Genomic DNA, 14,703 nt, shown 5'->3' with positions numbered 1-14,703 from the left:
GCATCGATCGCTTCATTTACGCTCGATACGGTGCGGCCTGCGGCTGGCGTGCGTTTTCCTTTGCGCTCCGCTGATCAGTGGTTGTGGACATGCCTCGGCAGAAAACCATGAACTCACGTTCTGGACAATCGGCCGCGAAGGCGAGGCGATCATCAAGTTGCTGCCGGATTTTGAACGCGCACATCCCGATATCCACGTGAACGTGCAGCAGCTGCCGATGTCGGCGGCACACCAGAAGCTGCTCACCGCCTTCGCCGGTGGTTCGATGCCGGACATGACCCAGCTGGGCAACACCTGGCTGCCGGAAATGGTGGCGCTGGATGCACTGGAGCCGCTGCAGCCGCTCGTCGACCATTCGACGGTGATCAAGCCGGACGATTATTTCGCCAGCATCTGGGCGACCAATGTGGTCGGCGGCAAGCTGTACGGTGTGCCGTGGTACGTCGATACGCGACTGCTGTTCTATCGCAAGGATCTGCTCAAGGCCGCCGGCTTCGATGCACCACCGCGCGACTGGGCCGAATGGCGGCGCATGCTCGCCGCCCTGAGCGATCTGCAGCAGCATACCTACGGCATCCTGTTGCCGACCAACGAATACGAACAACTGATGTCGCTGGCGCTGCAGGAGCCCGATCCGCTGCTGCGCGACGGCGGCCGCTACGGCAATTTCGAGAGTACGGGCTTCAAACGCGCGCTGACGTTCTACGTGGACACTTTTCGCCTGCATCAGGCCCCGCCGATCACCAATGTGGAAGCCGGCAATCCGTGGTCGGAATTCGGTCGCGGTGTCTACGCGTTCTATCTGTCCGGCCCATGGAATATCGGAGAGTTCCGCAAGCGTCTGCCTGCCGCACAGCAGGACGACTGGTCGACCGCGCCACTGCCAGGACCGGACGATGCCGGCATCGGCGCGGCTGGCGGCTCCAGCCTGGTGATTTTCCGCACGGCGAAGCACAAGGATGCAGCCTGGCAGTTGATCGAATACCTGTCGCAACCGCAGGTGCAGCAGCGCTTCTATGATCTGCTCGGCGACATGCCACCGCGGCGCGCATCGTGGGCGGGTGGTTCCTTGCATGACGACCCGAAGGCACGTGCGTTCCGCGAACAGCTGGAACGTGTAAGGCCGACACCGGCGGTACCGGAATGGGAGCGCATCGCCAACGAGATGCAGCTGGTCGCCGCGCAGGCGATTGCCGGGGAGTTGACGATCGACCAGGCCACCACGGAGATGGATCGCCGCACCGACCGCATCCTGGAGAAGCGGCGCTGGATCCTCGATCACACGCATCCATCGGCGGAAGCGAACCGATGAATTCGTCACGCACCGCATGGCTGTTCCTCACGCCCGCCCTGCTGGTGCTGGGTGTGTTCTTCCTGCTGCCGGTGATCGCCGCGCTGGTGCTGAGCCTCACCGACTACGATCTCTACGCGCTGGCGAATATCCACAACCTGCGCTTCGTGGCTCTGCAGAATTACTGGGCGTTGCTGCACCAACCACTGTTCTGGTCGGCGCTGGGGCATACGGTGTACTTCGTGGCGGTCGGCGTGCCGCTGTCGATGGGAACGTCGCTCGGCGCCGCGTTGCTGCTCAATTCACCGCTGGCGCGGTGCAAGCCGTTCTTCCGCACCGCGCTGTTCGCGCCTGTGGTGACCACGGTGGTGGCGGTGGCGGTGATCTGGCGTTACCTGTTCAACACCAAGTACGGCATGGCGAACTTCGTGCTCGGCCATCTCGGCATCCATCCGGTCGACTGGCTGGGCGATCCGCACTGGGCGATGCCGACGATCATCCTGTTCGCGGTGTGGAAGAACTTCGGCTACAACATGATCATCTTCCTCGCCGGCCTGCAGGCGATCCCGCTCGATCTGTACGAGGCCGCACGCATCGACGGCGCCTCGGCATGGCGGCAGTTCCGCCACATCACCTTGCCGATGCTCGGGCCCACGCTGTTGATGGTCAGCATCCTCACCGTGTCGGGTTATTTCCAGCTATTTGCCGAACCCTACGTGATGACCGAGGGTGGTCCGCTGCAGAGCACCACCAGTGTGCTGTACCTGATGTACGACGAAGGCTTCAAGTGGTGGAACCTCGGCTCCGCCTCGGCGGTGGCGTTCCTGCTGTTCCTGATCATGTTCGCGGTGACCGCGCTGATGCTGAAGCTGGCGCGGCGCGGACACGATGGAGAACCGGCATGAACCCGCGCCTGGCGAAAGCCCTGATCAACGGTCTGCTGATCGGGGGCGCGGTGGTGGCGCTGTTCCCGTTGCTGTGGATGCTGTCGGTGTCGTTCATGCAGCCGGGCGAAGCCAGTGCGTTGCCGCCGCCCTTGCTGCCGGCGCACGCCACCTTGGGCAACTACCGCGAGCTGTTCGTGCATGCCGGCATGGGCCGCTACCTGCTCAACAGCCTCGCAGTATCGAGTGTGATCACCGCGCTGTCGCTGGCGTTCAATCTGATGGCCGGCTACGCCTTCGCCAAGCTGCGCTTCGCCGGTCGCGAGCGGCTGTTCCAGGCATTGATCGGCGCGCTGGTGATACCCGCCCAGGTAGCAATGCTGCCGCTGTTCCTGCTGCTGAAGTACATCGGCCTGGTCAACAGCTACGCAGGCGTGATCGTGCCGGCGATGGCCACCGTGTTCGGCATTTTCCTGGTGCGCCAGTACGCCCGCGGCATTCCGGATGAGCTGCTGGAGGCCGCGCGCATCGACGGTGCCGGCGAGTGGCGCATCTTCGGGCAGATCGTGTTGCCGTTGCTGAAGCCGATCATGGTGACGCTGGCGATCTTCAGCTTCCTCGCCGCGTGGAACGACTTCATGTGGCCGCTGATCGTGCTGACCGGGCAGGAGCACTACACCTTGCCGATCGGACTGGCTTCGCTCGCACGCGAGCACGCGCAGGACAGCGAACTGATGATGGCCGGTTCCGTCATCACCGTGCTGCCGGTGATCGTGCTGTTCCTGGCGATGCAACGCTATTACCTGGAAGGGTTGCTGCTGGGGAGTGTGAAGGGCTGAGCGGTTCTTTCGAGTTTTCCTGCGAGTACCCGCCTCTCACCCTCCCAAAAGGGGATTCCCCCCGGTCACAGCCCTCTCCCCAAGTTAAATAAGAGCTGGGGGAGAGGGAGCAAAGCTTCAGAACTTGCCGGCGCGGAAGTCGGCGATCGCCTCGTGGATCTGCTCGGGCGTGTTCATCACGAACGGCCCGTAGCGTGCCACGCTTTCCTTCAGCGGTTTGCCGGCTACCACCAGCACGCGCGATGGCTTGTCGCCACCGGCCAGTTGCAGTTGCTCGCCTTCGGACAACACGCCGAGCTCGCTGCGTTGCAGTGACTCGCCACCGACCAGCGCCGATTCGCCCTCGAACACATAGGCGAAACCGTGATGCCCGGTCGGCAGATCCAGCGTCAACGACGCGCCGGGCTGCAGGCTGATGTCCAGATACACCGGTGCGGTGACGATGCCTTCAACCGGACCGGTCGCGCCGGCCAGTTCGCCGGCGATCACCTTCACCTCCACACCTTCGGCCGGATGCACCACCGGAATCCGTTCGGGACCGATGTCCTGGTAGCGCGGCGCGGTCATCTTGTCCTTCGCCGGCAGATTCACCCACAGCTGGAAACCCCACATCAGGCCATTTTCCTGCTGCGGCATCTCCGAATGCAGGATGCCGCGTCCGGCGGTCATCCACTGCACGCTGCCCGGGGTGAGGTCGCCGCGGTTGCCATGGTTGTCGCCGTGCTGCATATGCCCGGCCAGCATGTAGGTGACCGTTTCGAAGCCGCGATGCGGATGCTCGGGGAAGCCGGCGATGTAGTCGCCTGCGTCGTCGGAACGGAACTCGTCCAGCAGCAGGAACGGATCGAGCATGTCGAGTCCGGGCTGGCCGATGATGCGCTTCAGCTTCACGCCGGCGCCGTCGGACGTGTCGGTGCCGCGGATGCGGCGGGTGATGTGGCGATCGCTCATGGGTGGCTCCAGTCTGAGATGTCTGACCGCCAAGATGGCGCTGTTGCCAGGTTTATCCAAGCGCCATGGCCGGAACGGATCGTTCACGCAGATCGAGAAATGAGGGAAGAGGAGTGAGAGAAGGCACTTGGTGTGCCCAAGCTTTTCTCTCACTTCTCACTTCTCACTTCTCACTTCTCACTTCTCTCCACTCAACTCCTGTTTTTCAATGCACCCAGTGCCCGCTGCGCTGACGCGGCGGTGAGTTGTCGTCCTCGTCGCCCGGCTTCTGCTGATGCACCATCGCCTCGACCTCGGCTTCGGTGACGGGCTTGGCCTGCCAGTACTGATTGACCGCACCGAGTACGGCCGGCACCTGCGACAGGCACTCGTCGTATTCGTCGTCACTGAGTTTCTCGAACTCGGTGTCGGCGCTGAGGATGCCTTCATCCACCGCCAGCGCCATTACCGGGCCGAGCAGTTCCATCAGCTGCGGATCCTCGGCCAGGCGGGTTTCCCACAGGCTCGCGCGCAGATCGATGCCGCGGCTGAAACCCTCGCACCAGCCGGCCGCCGACAGCATCGGGCCGGTTTCCTGCTCGACCTCGCCGAGAATCGGCTCATAGGCATCGACGTCGAGCTCGGCACTGATCGAATCGTTGAGCTTGGCCAGCAGCGCCAGCACACGGTTGCCTTCGTCCTCGTCGGCGAACGGCTCGTGCAGCACCTCGTGCAGCCATTCGTCCGGCAGCACCAGCAGCGGACCGACCGCCAGCGCGCTGAGCAGGCCGTGCACGCCGTCGAGCAGCAGATCGCCCTCGCCGGTGTGCGCACGCAGGTAGCGATCCAGCTCATCCAGTTCGTTGTCGTCCAGCGAGCTGGGCCATTCGGTTTTTGTGGTCATATATCCAGTTCCAGCGTCACCGGCGTGTGGTCGGAAGGACGCTCCCAACGACGCGGTTCGCGGTCGATTGCCGCCGCCGTGGCTGCGGATTTCAATGCCTCGCCGATCAGGATCAGATCGATGCGCAGGCCCATGTTGCGACGGAACGCAGCTTGCCGGTAGTCCCACCAGCTGTAATGTTGCGCACCCGGCTCGAACAGCCGGAAGCTGTCGTGCAGGCCGAGGTCGGTGATCGCCTTGAGTCCGGCGCGCTCCGGCGGCGAGCACAGGATGTCTTCGCCCCAGGCGACCGGATCGTAGACGTCGCGATCGTCCGGGCAGATGTTGAAATCGCCCAGCACAACCAGGTTCGGATGGCGCTCCAGCTCGCGTGCCAGGAACTCGCGAACCTTGGCCAGCCAGTCCAGCTTGTAGGCGTATTTCTCGTCGCCGACTGCCTTGCCGTTGACCACGTACAGATCCACCACGCGCAGCTTGCCGATGCTGGCCGCGAGAATCCGCCGCTGCGGATCGTCCAGCCCGGGGATGTCGGTGATGACATCGGTGGGCTGTTTGCGTGCCAGGATCGCCACGCCGTTGTAGGTCTTCTGACCCGAATACACCGCGCGATAACCGGCCGCGGCCAGCTCGTCGACCGGGAATTTGGCGTCTTCCAGCTTGGTTTCCTGCAGCGCCACGATGTCCGGCTGCGCGTCGGCCAGCCACTGGGTCAGATGCGGTAGCCGCACGTTCAGCGAGTTGACGTTCCAGGAGGCGATCTTCATCGCGGCATTGTAAGGGATGCATGGACATGAACCGGTCGAAACGGCGGCATGGTTCCAGATCGTTACCAGGAAACCACGGGGACAAACCCGTTCGGCGACAACCTCACGGCGGTCGGATTGGCTGCCGTGTCGGATCGCAAAACCGGCAAGAAACGGGTGTTTGGCAACCCCAGCCAATCAATTTCCATGAATTTGCAAGCAAAACCACCGAAACCTTGCATTACGGTGTATGCTGAGCAGGCAAGAGTCCGGGGTAACCCCGATTTCCTGCTCCTATTGCGGTCAAGTGCTACTCGCTCCGAGCCGCAAACCATCCATGCTTCAAAGGTAATGTTACATGTCGGATCGTCAGAGCGGTACAGTCAAGTGGTTCAACGACGCCAAGGGTTTTGGCTTCATCACGCCGGAAAGCGGTGATGACCTGTTCGTGCATTTCCGCGCGATCCAGGGCACGGGCTTCAAGTCCTTGCAGGAAGGTCAGCGCGTCACGTTCATCGTCACCAAGGGCCAGAAGGGCCTGCAGGCTGAGGAAGTCCAGGCTGCCTGAAGTCCTTCGGACTTGAGCGCCTCGAAAAAACCCGCTTCGGCGGGTTTTTTTGTGCCCTGAAGCCATCGCGGCCTGCCCGCACGATGGCAGGACAGGCCGCGCGGCTATCGATCAGACCAGCCCGTGGCTGCGCAGCAGCGCCTCTGGCTCGGGCTTGCGGCCACGGAAGGCGACGAAGCTTTCCAGCGCAGGACGACTGGCGCCGACCGACAGCACTTCCTGGCGGAAACGCTCGCCGGTGGCACGATCGATCACGCCATGTGCCTCGAATTCGCCAAACGCATCGGCTGACAGCAGCTCGGCCCACAGATAGCTGTAATAGCCGGCAGCGTAGCCGCCCGCAAATATGTGGCTGAAGCCGTGCGGGAAACGCTGCCAGGCGGGTGGATACAGCACGGCGACCTGCTTGCGCGCCTGTTCCAGCACGGCCAGCGTGCGGGCACCCTCGGCAGGGTCATATTCCAGGTGCAGCAGGAAATCGAACAGCGCGAATTCCAGCTGGCGCACCAGGAACAGGCCGGCATGGAAATACCGCGCGGTAAGCATGCGCTGGAACAGTTCATCCGGCAGCCGCTCGCCGGTCTGGTAATGCCGCGCAAACAGATCCAGCGCCTCACGATTCCAACCGAAGTTCTCCATGAACTGGCTGGGCAGCTCCACCGCGTCCCATTCGACGCCGTCGATGCCGCCGATCGAAGGCAGCGCGATTTCTGTCAGCAAATGGTGCAGGCCGTGGCCGAACTCATGGAACAGGGTGAGCACGTCGTCGTGAGTGAGCAGCGCCGGCCGGCCTTCGGTGGGCGGCGCGAAGTTGCAGGTGAGAAAGGCCACCGGCAATTGCGACTGCTCGCCATCGTCGAAGCGCGAGCGACAGACGTCCATCCACGCGCCGCCACGCTTGCCGTTGCGGGCATACAGATCGACATAGGCACCGGCGAACACGCGACCGCCGGCATCGCGTACATCGTAATAGCGCACATCCGGATGCCATACGTCGACGCCATCGCGGGCGGCGAGGGTGATGCCGTACAGCTTCGAGGTGAGGCCGAACAGGCCGTCGATCACGGCCGGCAGCGGGAAGTAGGGTTTGAGCTGTTCTTGATCCAGGTCGTACTGCTGCTGGCGCAGCTTCTCCGAGGCATAGCCGACATCCCAGGATTCGAGGTTGTCGAGCTTCAGCTCGGCATGCGCAAATTCGCGCAGTCGCGCCAGCTCCTGCTGCGCCACCGGTTTCGCGCGCACGGCCAGGTCGCGCAGGAATTCGAGCACTTCACTTGGCGAGCCGGCCATCTTGGTGGCCAGCGATTCTTCCGCGGCGTTGGCGAAACCGAGCAGCTGCGCGGCCTCGTGACGCAGCGCCATGATCTGCTCGATGCGCGCGCTGTTGTCGAACTTGCCCGCATTCGGACCCTGGTCCGATGCACGGGTCTGGTACGCCCAATACACCCGCTCGCGCAGGCCGCGGTTGTCGGCATAAGTCAGCACAGCCTGCACACTGGGCTGCTTCAGCGTCACCAGATAGCCATCCAGATCCTGATCCTCGGCGTACCGGCGCAGCACGGCGCGGCCGGATTCGGGAATGCCGGCGAGATCGCGCTCGTCGGTGATGTGCTCGTGCCAAGCCTCGCTGGCATCGAGTACGGCGTTGGAGAATTCGGTGGAGAGTTTCGACAGTTCCACGCCGATCTCGCGAAAGCGCGAGCGCGCCGGTTCCTCCAGTGCGACGCCCGAAAGCCTGAAATCGCGCAGCGCATGTTCGACCAGTGCACGCTCGGGACGTGGCAGCGTGCTGAAGTCCGGCGCATCGGCCAGCGCCTGCACCGCGGCATACAGGTCACGGTTCTGACCAAGTTCGATCGCGTGCTCGGTGAGTTTTTCCTCGGACGGTCCGTAGACCTTGCGCAGGGCCTCGTTGTCGGCCACCGAATGCAGATGGGAAACCGGAGCCCACGCGCGGGCAAGCCGCTGCTCCAGCCGTTCCTGGGTCAGCATTACGGTGGTGAAATCACGCGGTGCGCCGGGCGCGATGAGCGCGTCGATGCCGGCACGGTAATCGGCGAGGATCGCGTCGACCGCTGGCTCGACGTGTTCAGGGTGGATCTGCGAGAACACCGGCAGGGTGTCGTCGGCCAGCAGCGGATTGTCTTGGTTCATGGGATCTCCTTGAGGCCACCAGCGTGGCGATCGCGCCAGCTGAAATCAAGCACGCCGCGCGACCCGGTACCGACCTTGGCACAGCCCCGCGACTGGCACGGTGATGCCGTTTTGTCATGGATCGCACCGTAACCTTGCTGCCATGTCGCCATCGGATGTCACCGAGCTGCTTGCGCGCAGCGGAATGTTTGCTCAACTGGATGCACCTGCGCGTGAAGCGCTGGCCCACGAGCTGGTGTGGCTGGGCCTGCCCGGCGGACGGCCGTTGTTCAAACCCGGTGAACCGGCTGATTCGCTGTATTTGCTGAAAAGCGGCAGCCTTGGCGTGTTCGACGACCGTTCGCCGGAGGATAACGCCGAGCTGACCCAGCTGATCGCCGCCGGTGAATGCGTGGGCGCAGCCAGCCTGCTCGGCGGTGAACAGCGCATTCGCACGGTACGTGCGCTGCGCGATTCCGAGCTGCTGCGGCTCGATCGCGACGCCTTCGAGCGACTGCTCGGACGGCATCCGCAAGCCATGCTGGGTGTGGCGCGAATGGCGATCGAACGGCTCCAACAGCGCGACCGAGGTGCGGATCAACCCGGCGCACCACGTACATTCGCGATCCTGCCAATCGATCAGTCGGTACCGGCGCGCGTGCTGGCGATGCAACTGGCGCAGGCACTGGGGGCTTATGGCAGCTGCGCCGTGATCGATGGCGAGCTGGGTGCCGGGCGCAGCGGCGACTGGTTTGCCGAACGCGAGGCGAAGTTGCGCTTCGTGATCTATCTGGATGCGAGCGGCGACCCGCTGTGGCGCCAGCGCTGCCTGCGCCAGGCCGACGTGCTGCTGTTGCCGGCACTGGCCGCGCAACCGGCGCACGCTTGGCCGGAAGCCGCCTTGCTGGATCCGAAACGCACCGGTCACCGCACGCGCCATCTGGTCCTGCTGCATGCCGGCCACCAGGTCAGCCTCGGCACGGCGCAGCGCTGGCGGACGCCGTTCACTGGCGAGCTGCGGCACCACCACATCTGCCACGACGGCGATATCGCACGGCTGGCGCGACTGGTCAGCGGACATGGCCGCGGCCTGGTGCTGGCCGGCGGCGGCGCACGCGGTGTGGCGCACCTTGGCGTATTGCGCGCGCTCCACGAAGCAGGCCACGCCTTCGACGCAGTGGGCGGCACCAGCATCGGCGCAATCATCGGTGCCGGCGTTGCCTGTGGCTGGGAACTGCAGGCGATGACGGAAACCTTGCGCCACGCCTTCGTGCAGGGTCGCCCGCTGTCGGACTGGACGCTGCCGCTGGTGGCGATGACCCGTGGCCGGCGCGCTTCGCTGATGCTGCAGCGCGCCTTCGGCGCACTCGAGATCGAGGATCTGCCGCTGCCGTATTTCTGCATCTCCACCCGCCTGTCCGGCGGCGGCATGGCGGTGCATCGGCGCGGCCCGCTGTGGCTGTGGTTGCGTGCCTCCAGCGCAATTCCCGGCGTACTGCCGCCCGTGCTGCATCAGGGCCGCGTCCATGTCGACGGCGCGCTGGTCAACAACCTGCCGACCGATGTGATGGCTGCCGATGGCATCGCGCACATCACCGCGCTGGACATCCGCGCCGATATCGCCCTGCTCACCACCGCCGAAGAATCCGCCACACCGCCGCTGTGGCGCTTGCTGCTGCAGCGGCGCCAGGACATCCGCCGGCCGGGCCTGGTATCGACCCTGGTACGCGCCGGCATGGTCAACGGCGAGACAGCAAGCGAACAGCGGCGCGAACGCGCCGATCTGCTGATCACGCCACCGCTTGAACACATCGGCATGCTCGACTGGAAGGATTGGCAGCGTGCGATCGATGCCGGTTACCGGCATACGATCGAGGTACTCGAAGCCCGTGCACGCAACGGCACGACGACGGTTACCATGCACCCATGAATTCTCTACGCAGCTACAAGGGCATCACGCCGACCCTCGGTGATCGTGTGTATGTCGACCCCGCCGCCAGCGTGATCGGCGACGTGGTGCTCGGTGACGATGTATCGATCTGGCCTGGCGTGGTGCTGCGCGGCGACGTGAACTACATCCGCGTCGGCGCACGTACCAGCATCCAGGACGGCAGCGTCGTGCACGTCGCGCATGCCGGTCCGTACGGCCCGGGCTTTCCCTGCCTGATCGGCGAAGGTGTTACCGTCGGTCACGCTGCGGTGGTGCATGCCTGCAGCATCGGCGACTACTGTCTGATCGGCATGCACGCCAGCGTGCTCGATGGCGCGGTGGTGAAGAAGTACGGCTTCGTCGGCGCCGGTGCGTTGATTCCGCCGGGCAAGGTGGTGGGTGAGCGTGAGCTGTGGCTGGGCAATCCGGCGAAGTTCGTGCGCCTGCTCAGCGACCGTCAGGTCGAGCAGTTGCATTACTCAGCCGACCATTACGTGCGGTTGAAAGACGAGTATCTGGCTTCGGCCTGATGGCCACGCGCCGCGTACTGTTCCTGTGCAGCCGCAACCGCCTGCGCAGTCCCACCGCTGAACAGGTGTTCGGTGCATGGCCAGGACTGGAAGTGGATTCCGCCGGTCTGGCCGATGATGCCGAGGTGGTGCTGACGGCCGAGCAGCTCGACTGGGCCGAACTCATCGTGGTGATGGAATCCAGCCACCGGCGGCGCCTGCACGCGCGACATCGTGCCAGGCTCAAGGGCAAACGAGTGATCTGTCTGGATATCCCCGACCGCTACGAATTCATGCAGCCGGAGCTGGTCCGCTTGTTGCTGGAAAAAGCCGGCCCGCTATTGCGCTGACGCTGAACGCGCTCACATCCCCGCAGAGTGCCCGGTGTTCGTCTGCTGGATGCGCTCGGCTTCCGCTTCATGTCGCTTGGTTTCGATGTTGCGTGCTGCGGAAAGTTTCCCGCCGAGCAACGCCAGCGTGAAGTTGTTGCTGTCGAATTCGCGCAGCAGGTCGATCTCGCGCCGCGCCTCGTCCAGATCGTTCTGGTTGATCGTTCGCTCGATCTCTTCGGAGGCGCGCGGGAAGGACTCGCGCAATGCTTCCTGCGCCGTGCGGTTCTGCGGCTCAAGCTGCAGCACGCTGAGATAGAACTCGTAGGCATTGCTGCCCGCCGGTGCCACCAGGCGGCCGTCATGGATGGCATCGCGGGCCAGCCCGAGCAGGATCTGACTACCGCTCTGTGCGTCGCTGCCGGATGCAGTCGACGCGCCGGCAGGCGCCGTCCCGGCATCGACGACCGACGCTTCGGTGGTGGCATGGTTGTACCAGAACACCCCGCCAACCAGCACCATCAGCGACAGCACGGAAACGAGGACCATCGTATGGCGACGCGCCAGGAGGGAAAGTGAGCGAAACATGACGCCTGCTGCGTAGAAAATGGCCGCGCGCGGAAGTTGCCGCCGTCGGCACGCTCCCGGCGGCTGGCGCCACCATAGTGTTCAAGTGTTTCAGCGATATGGCGGCACCGCTTCCGTGCATTGCCGTGGCCGCTTTCGGTCGCGTCAGCGGCATGGCTCAGATCCGGCGGCCCAGCACACTCAGGCCATATGTCGGCGCAGCAACTGGTACACCGGCTCGGTCTCCGGCCGCTGGCCATGCCACAGCTCGAACGCATCGGCGGCGGTTTCCACCAGCATGCCGAGGCCGTCGAACGCGTAGCGCGCACCAGCCGTCTTCGCCCAGCTCAGGAAGCCGCTGGCCGCGATGCCATAGGACAAGTCGTAGCAGAGCGCGCGTGCACCGACCAACGAGAACGGCAGCTGCAGCGACGCGCCCAGCACGCCGGCCGAGGTGGCCTGGACAATCAGGTCGTAGCTGCCGATGTCGGCCAGATCCTCCCAGTAGCGCGTATGTGCACGCGCCGGTTCGCCGATCGCACCGGCCAGCGCATCGCCCGCGGCGGGCGAGCGATTGACGATGGTCAGCGTGTCCACGCCGGCATCCAGCAGGTTCCACGCTACGCCATGCGCAGCGCCACCGGCACCCAGCAGCAACGCGGTATGGCCGCGCAGATCGACGCCGTGGCGTTCGGTGATGTCGCGCACCATGCCGTCACCGTCGGTGTTGTGCGCGGCCAGTCTTCCGTCCGCCAGCCGGGTCAGCACATTCGCGCTGCCGGCACGTGTAGCTGCCTCGCTACGCTGGTCAGCCAATGCGAAGGCCGCCGCCTTGTGCGGCAGCGTGACATTCGCGCCGCGTCCGCCGTCAGCAAAGAAACGCCGCACCGCCTCAGCGAAGTCGGCCGGTGCCGCGTCGATCGTGCGGTACTCCAACGCGATACCGAACTGCTGCGCGAACGCCTGATGGATCTGCGGCGACAGGCTGTGGCTGATCGGATGGCCGAACACGGCAAACTGGGCTGGATCCACGTGGTTTCCCTGGCTGATGGCGGACGCCGTGGCGGCGTACCGGTACGCATTCTACAAGCCATGACGGCCGTGACCTTCATCCGCACGCCGGTCGCAGCCCGTGAGATGAGCGCCGCGCAGGATGCCGTCATCCCTCACCGAACGGATACGCCCGATGCGCCCGCAGACACATCCCTCACGTCACTCGCACCTGCCTGCCGCCGCCATGCTGTGGCTGCTCGGCGGCAGTGCTCTCCTGCTGACTACGTTGGTCCCGGTGCGCACCGACCTGCTCGGCTGGACACCGGCGTTCTGGCTGGTCGGTGCACCGCTGGCCGTCTTGCTGGTGCTGGAACCGTCGCTGCCGCGTCAGTTGCTGGCGCTTTGCCGGCCGCGGCGCCACACATCGCATCGCGCGGTGTGGCATTGAGCCTTTTGCGGCCTCCGATTCAGCTGGTAATACCCTGTCGCTTGCGTTCCATCCGGCGCAGGAACTCCTGCATGACACGCAGGTACAAGGCATCGCCGAGATGGGCATCTTCCACACCGGCATCGATCGACGGATTGTCGTTGACTTCGATCACCACCGGCTTGTTGCCGACCTGCTTGAGGTCGACACCATAGAATCCGTCGCCGATCGGCTGGGTTGCCTTCAGCGCCAGCTTGATCACCTCCGCTGGCGCCTCGCTCACCGCGACCGTCTCGAAACCGCCGGATTTCGCGGTGCCCTTGGCGCCATGGTTGTAGATCTGCCAGTGACCGCGTGACATGTAGTACTTGCAGGCGTACAGCGGCTCGCGGTTGAGCACGCCGACGCGCCAGTCGAACTCGGTATAGACGTATTCCTGCGCCAGCAGCAGCGCGCTGTGCTGGAACAGTTCGCCCGCAGCCTTCTCCAGCGCCGCCTCGCTTTCCACCTTGACCACACCGCGCGAGAACGAACCGTCGGGAATCTTCAGCACCAGTGGAAAGCCGAGTTTGGCGACGACCTCCTTCATGCCCTTGCTGTCGTCGCGGTAGAGGATCTCGGTGCGCGGCACCGCGAGCTTGCGCGACACCATCAGGTCGTTGAGGAAGATCTTGTTCGTGCAGCGCAAAATTGAGGTCGGGTCGTCGATCACCACCATGCCTTCCTTCTCCGCACGATGGGCGAAGCGATAGGTGTGGTTGTCGCTGGCGGTGGTTTCGCGGATGAACAGGCCGTCGTATTCGGCGAGACGCTGGTAGTCGTTCTTGCCGATCGGATCGACCTCGATGCCGAGCTGCTTGCCGGCGGCGATGAAGGCCTTCAGCGCCTTCTTGTTCGACGGCGGCATCTGCTCGGCCGGATCGACCAGCATCGCGATGTCGTAGCGATACAGCTTGCGCGCGCGCGGCTTGCGCCACAGTTTCTTGGAGAAGCGGTCGAGCTCCTCGGCGAACGCGTCTTCCTGCGCATCGTCCAGCGTCTGCAGGCCGACCGGCTTGATCGAGCTGACCTGCCACACGCGATCGCGCTCGAACTCGATGCGCAGCAGCGGGCAGGGGAACGATTCGAACACCTGGCGCGACAGATCCTGCAGCGCCGGATAGGCGGTCTCGCCGAAGTAGACCAGGATGCCGAAGTCGGTGGTGTCGCGGCCGCCGGCCGGCAGGAAGTGGGTCAGCTTCTGGTTGAGGTCGTTGATGTCCACGCCGTACAGCGAGCGCCGGCGCAGGTCGTTCACCGTGCGCACCGACGGCATCACCTTGTGTCCGCGTGCCTCGGCCAGCAGCGACACGTAGTAGCCGGTACCCAGGTATTTGTAGCTGCGGCACAGGTTGATCACATGGGTGCGTTCGTCGTCACCACCGACTGGCTCGCGCAGGTAATCCATCGCGCTCATGACGTCGACGGAGGGGTAGTACGAACTCCAGTCGGAAGCTTTTTCGACAACGATGACCAGACGGGTCATGGCACCACTCAGGTGATCCAGCTATGGCGGAGATGCCCTGCGCCTGGCGCGGCGGGACACATAAGGCGCGCAGTTTGGCACAGGGACGCCGTGGCACAAGCGAAAGCCCTGAAGCATGAATAAACAGCATC

15 protein-coding genes are annotated in these 14,703 nt (G+C 64.4%); 8 read left to right on the top strand and 7 right to left on the bottom strand.

Annotated features, from left to right (window positions below; genetic code table 11):
* The first annotated feature begins 25 nt into the window (after positions 1 to 25).
* Genes B0E51_RS12950 through B0E51_RS12940 form a run of 3 tightly spaced genes read left to right on the top strand, consistent with a single transcriptional unit; the run spans position 26 to position 3,014 of the window.
* On the top strand, positions 26 to 1,312 hold the full coding sequence (locus B0E51_RS12950; RefSeq protein ID WP_343124667.1) for a sugar ABC transporter substrate-binding protein: 1,287 nt from the start codon (positions 26 to 28) through the stop codon (positions 1,310 to 1,312).
* The gene (locus B0E51_RS12945; RefSeq protein WP_077445316.1) at positions 1,309 to 2,196 is read left to right on the top strand and encodes a sugar ABC transporter permease; all 888 of its coding nucleotides are present in this window, start codon (positions 1,309 to 1,311) and stop codon (positions 2,194 to 2,196) included. Before B0E51_RS12950 ends, B0E51_RS12945 begins: the two co-directional genes overlap by 4 nt.
* Positions 2,193 to 3,014, top strand: a complete 822-nt coding sequence (locus tag B0E51_RS12940; protein ID WP_077445315.1) for a carbohydrate ABC transporter permease — start codon at positions 2,193 to 2,195, stop codon at positions 3,012 to 3,014. Before B0E51_RS12945 ends, B0E51_RS12940 begins: the two co-directional genes overlap by 4 nt.
* 117 nt (positions 3,015 to 3,131) lie before the next feature.
* Here the strand turns inward: B0E51_RS12940 and B0E51_RS12935 are convergent, their stop codons facing one another.
* The 3 genes from B0E51_RS12935 to xth form a co-directional block, all read right to left on the bottom strand.
* Positions 3,132 to 3,965, bottom strand: a complete 834-nt coding sequence (locus B0E51_RS12935; protein WP_077445314.1) for a pirin family protein — start codon at positions 3,963 to 3,965, stop codon at positions 3,132 to 3,134.
* A 205-nt stretch (positions 3,966 to 4,170) separates the two neighbouring features.
* On the bottom strand, positions 4,171 to 4,848 hold the full coding sequence (locus B0E51_RS12930) for a YecA family protein (protein WP_077445313.1): 678 nt from the start codon (positions 4,846 to 4,848) through the stop codon (positions 4,171 to 4,173).
* Complete coding sequence (gene xth / locus B0E51_RS12925) at positions 4,845 to 5,612, bottom strand: exodeoxyribonuclease III (RefSeq protein WP_077445312.1); 768 nt, start codon at positions 5,610 to 5,612, stop codon at positions 4,845 to 4,847. Before xth ends, B0E51_RS12930 begins: the two co-directional genes overlap by 4 nt.
* Before the next feature lie 337 nt (positions 5,613 to 5,949).
* Between xth and B0E51_RS12920 the strand changes: the two genes are divergently transcribed.
* Positions 5,950 to 6,159 (top strand): cold-shock protein, encoded by a 210-nt coding sequence (locus B0E51_RS12920; RefSeq protein ID WP_008438719.1) that lies wholly within the window; start codon positions 5,950 to 5,952, stop codon positions 6,157 to 6,159.
* Positions 6,160 to 6,270: 111 nt separating this feature from the next.
* Here B0E51_RS12920 and B0E51_RS12915 read toward each other — a convergent pair whose 3' ends face one another.
* Positions 6,271 to 8,313, bottom strand: coding sequence for a M3 family metallopeptidase (locus B0E51_RS12915; protein WP_077445311.1), 2,043 nt, complete (start codon positions 8,311 to 8,313; stop codon positions 6,271 to 6,273).
* A 142-nt stretch (positions 8,314 to 8,455) separates the two neighbouring features.
* Here B0E51_RS12915 and B0E51_RS12910 point away from each other — a divergent pair, with 142 nt between their 5' ends.
* Genes B0E51_RS12910 through B0E51_RS12900 form a run of 3 tightly spaced genes read left to right on the top strand, consistent with a single transcriptional unit; the run spans position 8,456 to position 11,081 of the window.
* The gene (locus tag B0E51_RS12910; protein WP_077445310.1) at positions 8,456 to 10,222 is read left to right on the top strand and encodes a patatin-like phospholipase family protein; all 1,767 of its coding nucleotides are present in this window, start codon (positions 8,456 to 8,458) and stop codon (positions 10,220 to 10,222) included.
* Complete coding sequence (locus B0E51_RS12905; protein ID WP_077445309.1) at positions 10,219 to 10,752, top strand: gamma carbonic anhydrase family protein; 534 nt, start codon at positions 10,219 to 10,221, stop codon at positions 10,750 to 10,752. The genes B0E51_RS12910 and B0E51_RS12905 overlap by 4 nt, the downstream gene beginning before the upstream one ends.
* On the top strand, positions 10,752 to 11,081 hold the full coding sequence (locus B0E51_RS12900; protein WP_077445308.1) for a phosphotyrosine protein phosphatase: 330 nt from the start codon (positions 10,752 to 10,754) through the stop codon (positions 11,079 to 11,081). The genes B0E51_RS12905 and B0E51_RS12900 overlap by 1 nt, the downstream gene beginning before the upstream one ends.
* Before the next feature lie 12 nt (positions 11,082 to 11,093).
* On the opposite strand, the gene B0E51_RS12895 is transcribed toward B0E51_RS12900, so the two are convergent.
* A complete protein-coding gene (locus B0E51_RS12895) occupies positions 11,094 to 11,609 on the bottom strand; it encodes an energy transducer TonB (RefSeq protein WP_254424517.1) in 516 nt (171 codons plus the stop codon).
* Positions 11,610 to 11,828: 219 nt separating this feature from the next.
* On the bottom strand, positions 11,829 to 12,659 hold the full coding sequence (aroE, locus tag B0E51_RS12890) for a shikimate dehydrogenase (RefSeq protein WP_077445306.1): 831 nt from the start codon (positions 12,657 to 12,659) through the stop codon (positions 11,829 to 11,831).
* Between the two features lie 154 nt (positions 12,660 to 12,813).
* Here aroE and B0E51_RS12885 point away from each other — a divergent pair, with 154 nt between their 5' ends.
* Positions 12,814 to 13,068, top strand: coding sequence for a hypothetical protein (locus B0E51_RS12885; protein WP_077445305.1), 255 nt, complete (start codon positions 12,814 to 12,816; stop codon positions 13,066 to 13,068).
* 19 nt (positions 13,069 to 13,087) lie between these two features.
* On the opposite strand, the gene B0E51_RS12880 is transcribed toward B0E51_RS12885, so the two are convergent.
* Positions 13,088 to 14,572, bottom strand: a complete 1,485-nt coding sequence (locus B0E51_RS12880; protein ID WP_077445304.1) for a RimK family protein — start codon at positions 14,570 to 14,572, stop codon at positions 13,088 to 13,090.
* Positions 14,573 to 14,703: the final 131 nt, after the last annotated feature.

Origin of the sequence: Rhodanobacter sp. C05, assembly GCF_002001165.1 — a bacterium.
GTDB lineage: Bacteria > Pseudomonadota > Gammaproteobacteria > Xanthomonadales > Rhodanobacteraceae > Rhodanobacter.
The sequence above is the reverse complement of the archived record's forward strand: the minus strand, read 5'-3'. Positions and strand labels throughout refer to the sequence as shown.

Excerpts from the sequence above, each read along its gene's own strand:
- B0E51_RS12915 (WP_077445311.1), bottom strand. The coding sequence starts at position 8,313 with ATGAACCAAGACAATCCGCTGCTGGCCGACGACACCCTGCCGGTGTTC.
- B0E51_RS12895 (WP_254424517.1), bottom strand. The coding sequence starts at position 11,609 with ATGGTCCTCGTTTCCGTGCTGTCGCTGATGGTGCTGGTTGGCGGGGTG.
- B0E51_RS12910 (WP_077445310.1), top strand. The coding sequence starts at position 8,456 with ATGTCGCCATCGGATGTCACCGAGCTGCTTGCGCGCAGCGGAATGTTT.
- B0E51_RS12930 (WP_077445313.1), bottom strand. The coding sequence starts at position 4,848 with ATGACCACAAAAACCGAATGGCCCAGCTCGCTGGACGACAACGAACTG.
- B0E51_RS12920 (WP_008438719.1), top strand. The coding sequence starts at position 5,950 with ATGTCGGATCGTCAGAGCGGTACAGTCAAGTGGTTCAACGACGCCAAG.
- B0E51_RS12885 (WP_077445305.1), top strand. The coding sequence starts at position 12,814 with ATGCGCCCGCAGACACATCCCTCACGTCACTCGCACCTGCCTGCCGCC.
- B0E51_RS12905 (WP_077445309.1), top strand. The coding sequence starts at position 10,219 with ATGAATTCTCTACGCAGCTACAAGGGCATCACGCCGACCCTCGGTGAT.
- B0E51_RS12935 (WP_077445314.1), bottom strand. The coding sequence starts at position 3,965 with ATGAGCGATCGCCACATCACCCGCCGCATCCGCGGCACCGACACGTCC.
- B0E51_RS12940 (WP_077445315.1), top strand. The coding sequence starts at position 2,193 with ATGAACCCGCGCCTGGCGAAAGCCCTGATCAACGGTCTGCTGATCGGG.
- B0E51_RS12900 (WP_077445308.1), top strand. The coding sequence starts at position 10,752 with ATGGCCACGCGCCGCGTACTGTTCCTGTGCAGCCGCAACCGCCTGCGC.
- xth (WP_077445312.1), bottom strand. The coding sequence starts at position 5,612 with ATGAAGATCGCCTCCTGGAACGTCAACTCGCTGAACGTGCGGCTACCG.
- B0E51_RS12945 (WP_077445316.1), top strand. The coding sequence starts at position 1,309 with ATGAATTCGTCACGCACCGCATGGCTGTTCCTCACGCCCGCCCTGCTG.
- B0E51_RS12880 (WP_077445304.1), bottom strand. The coding sequence starts at position 14,572 with ATGACCCGTCTGGTCATCGTTGTCGAAAAAGCTTCCGACTGGAGTTCG.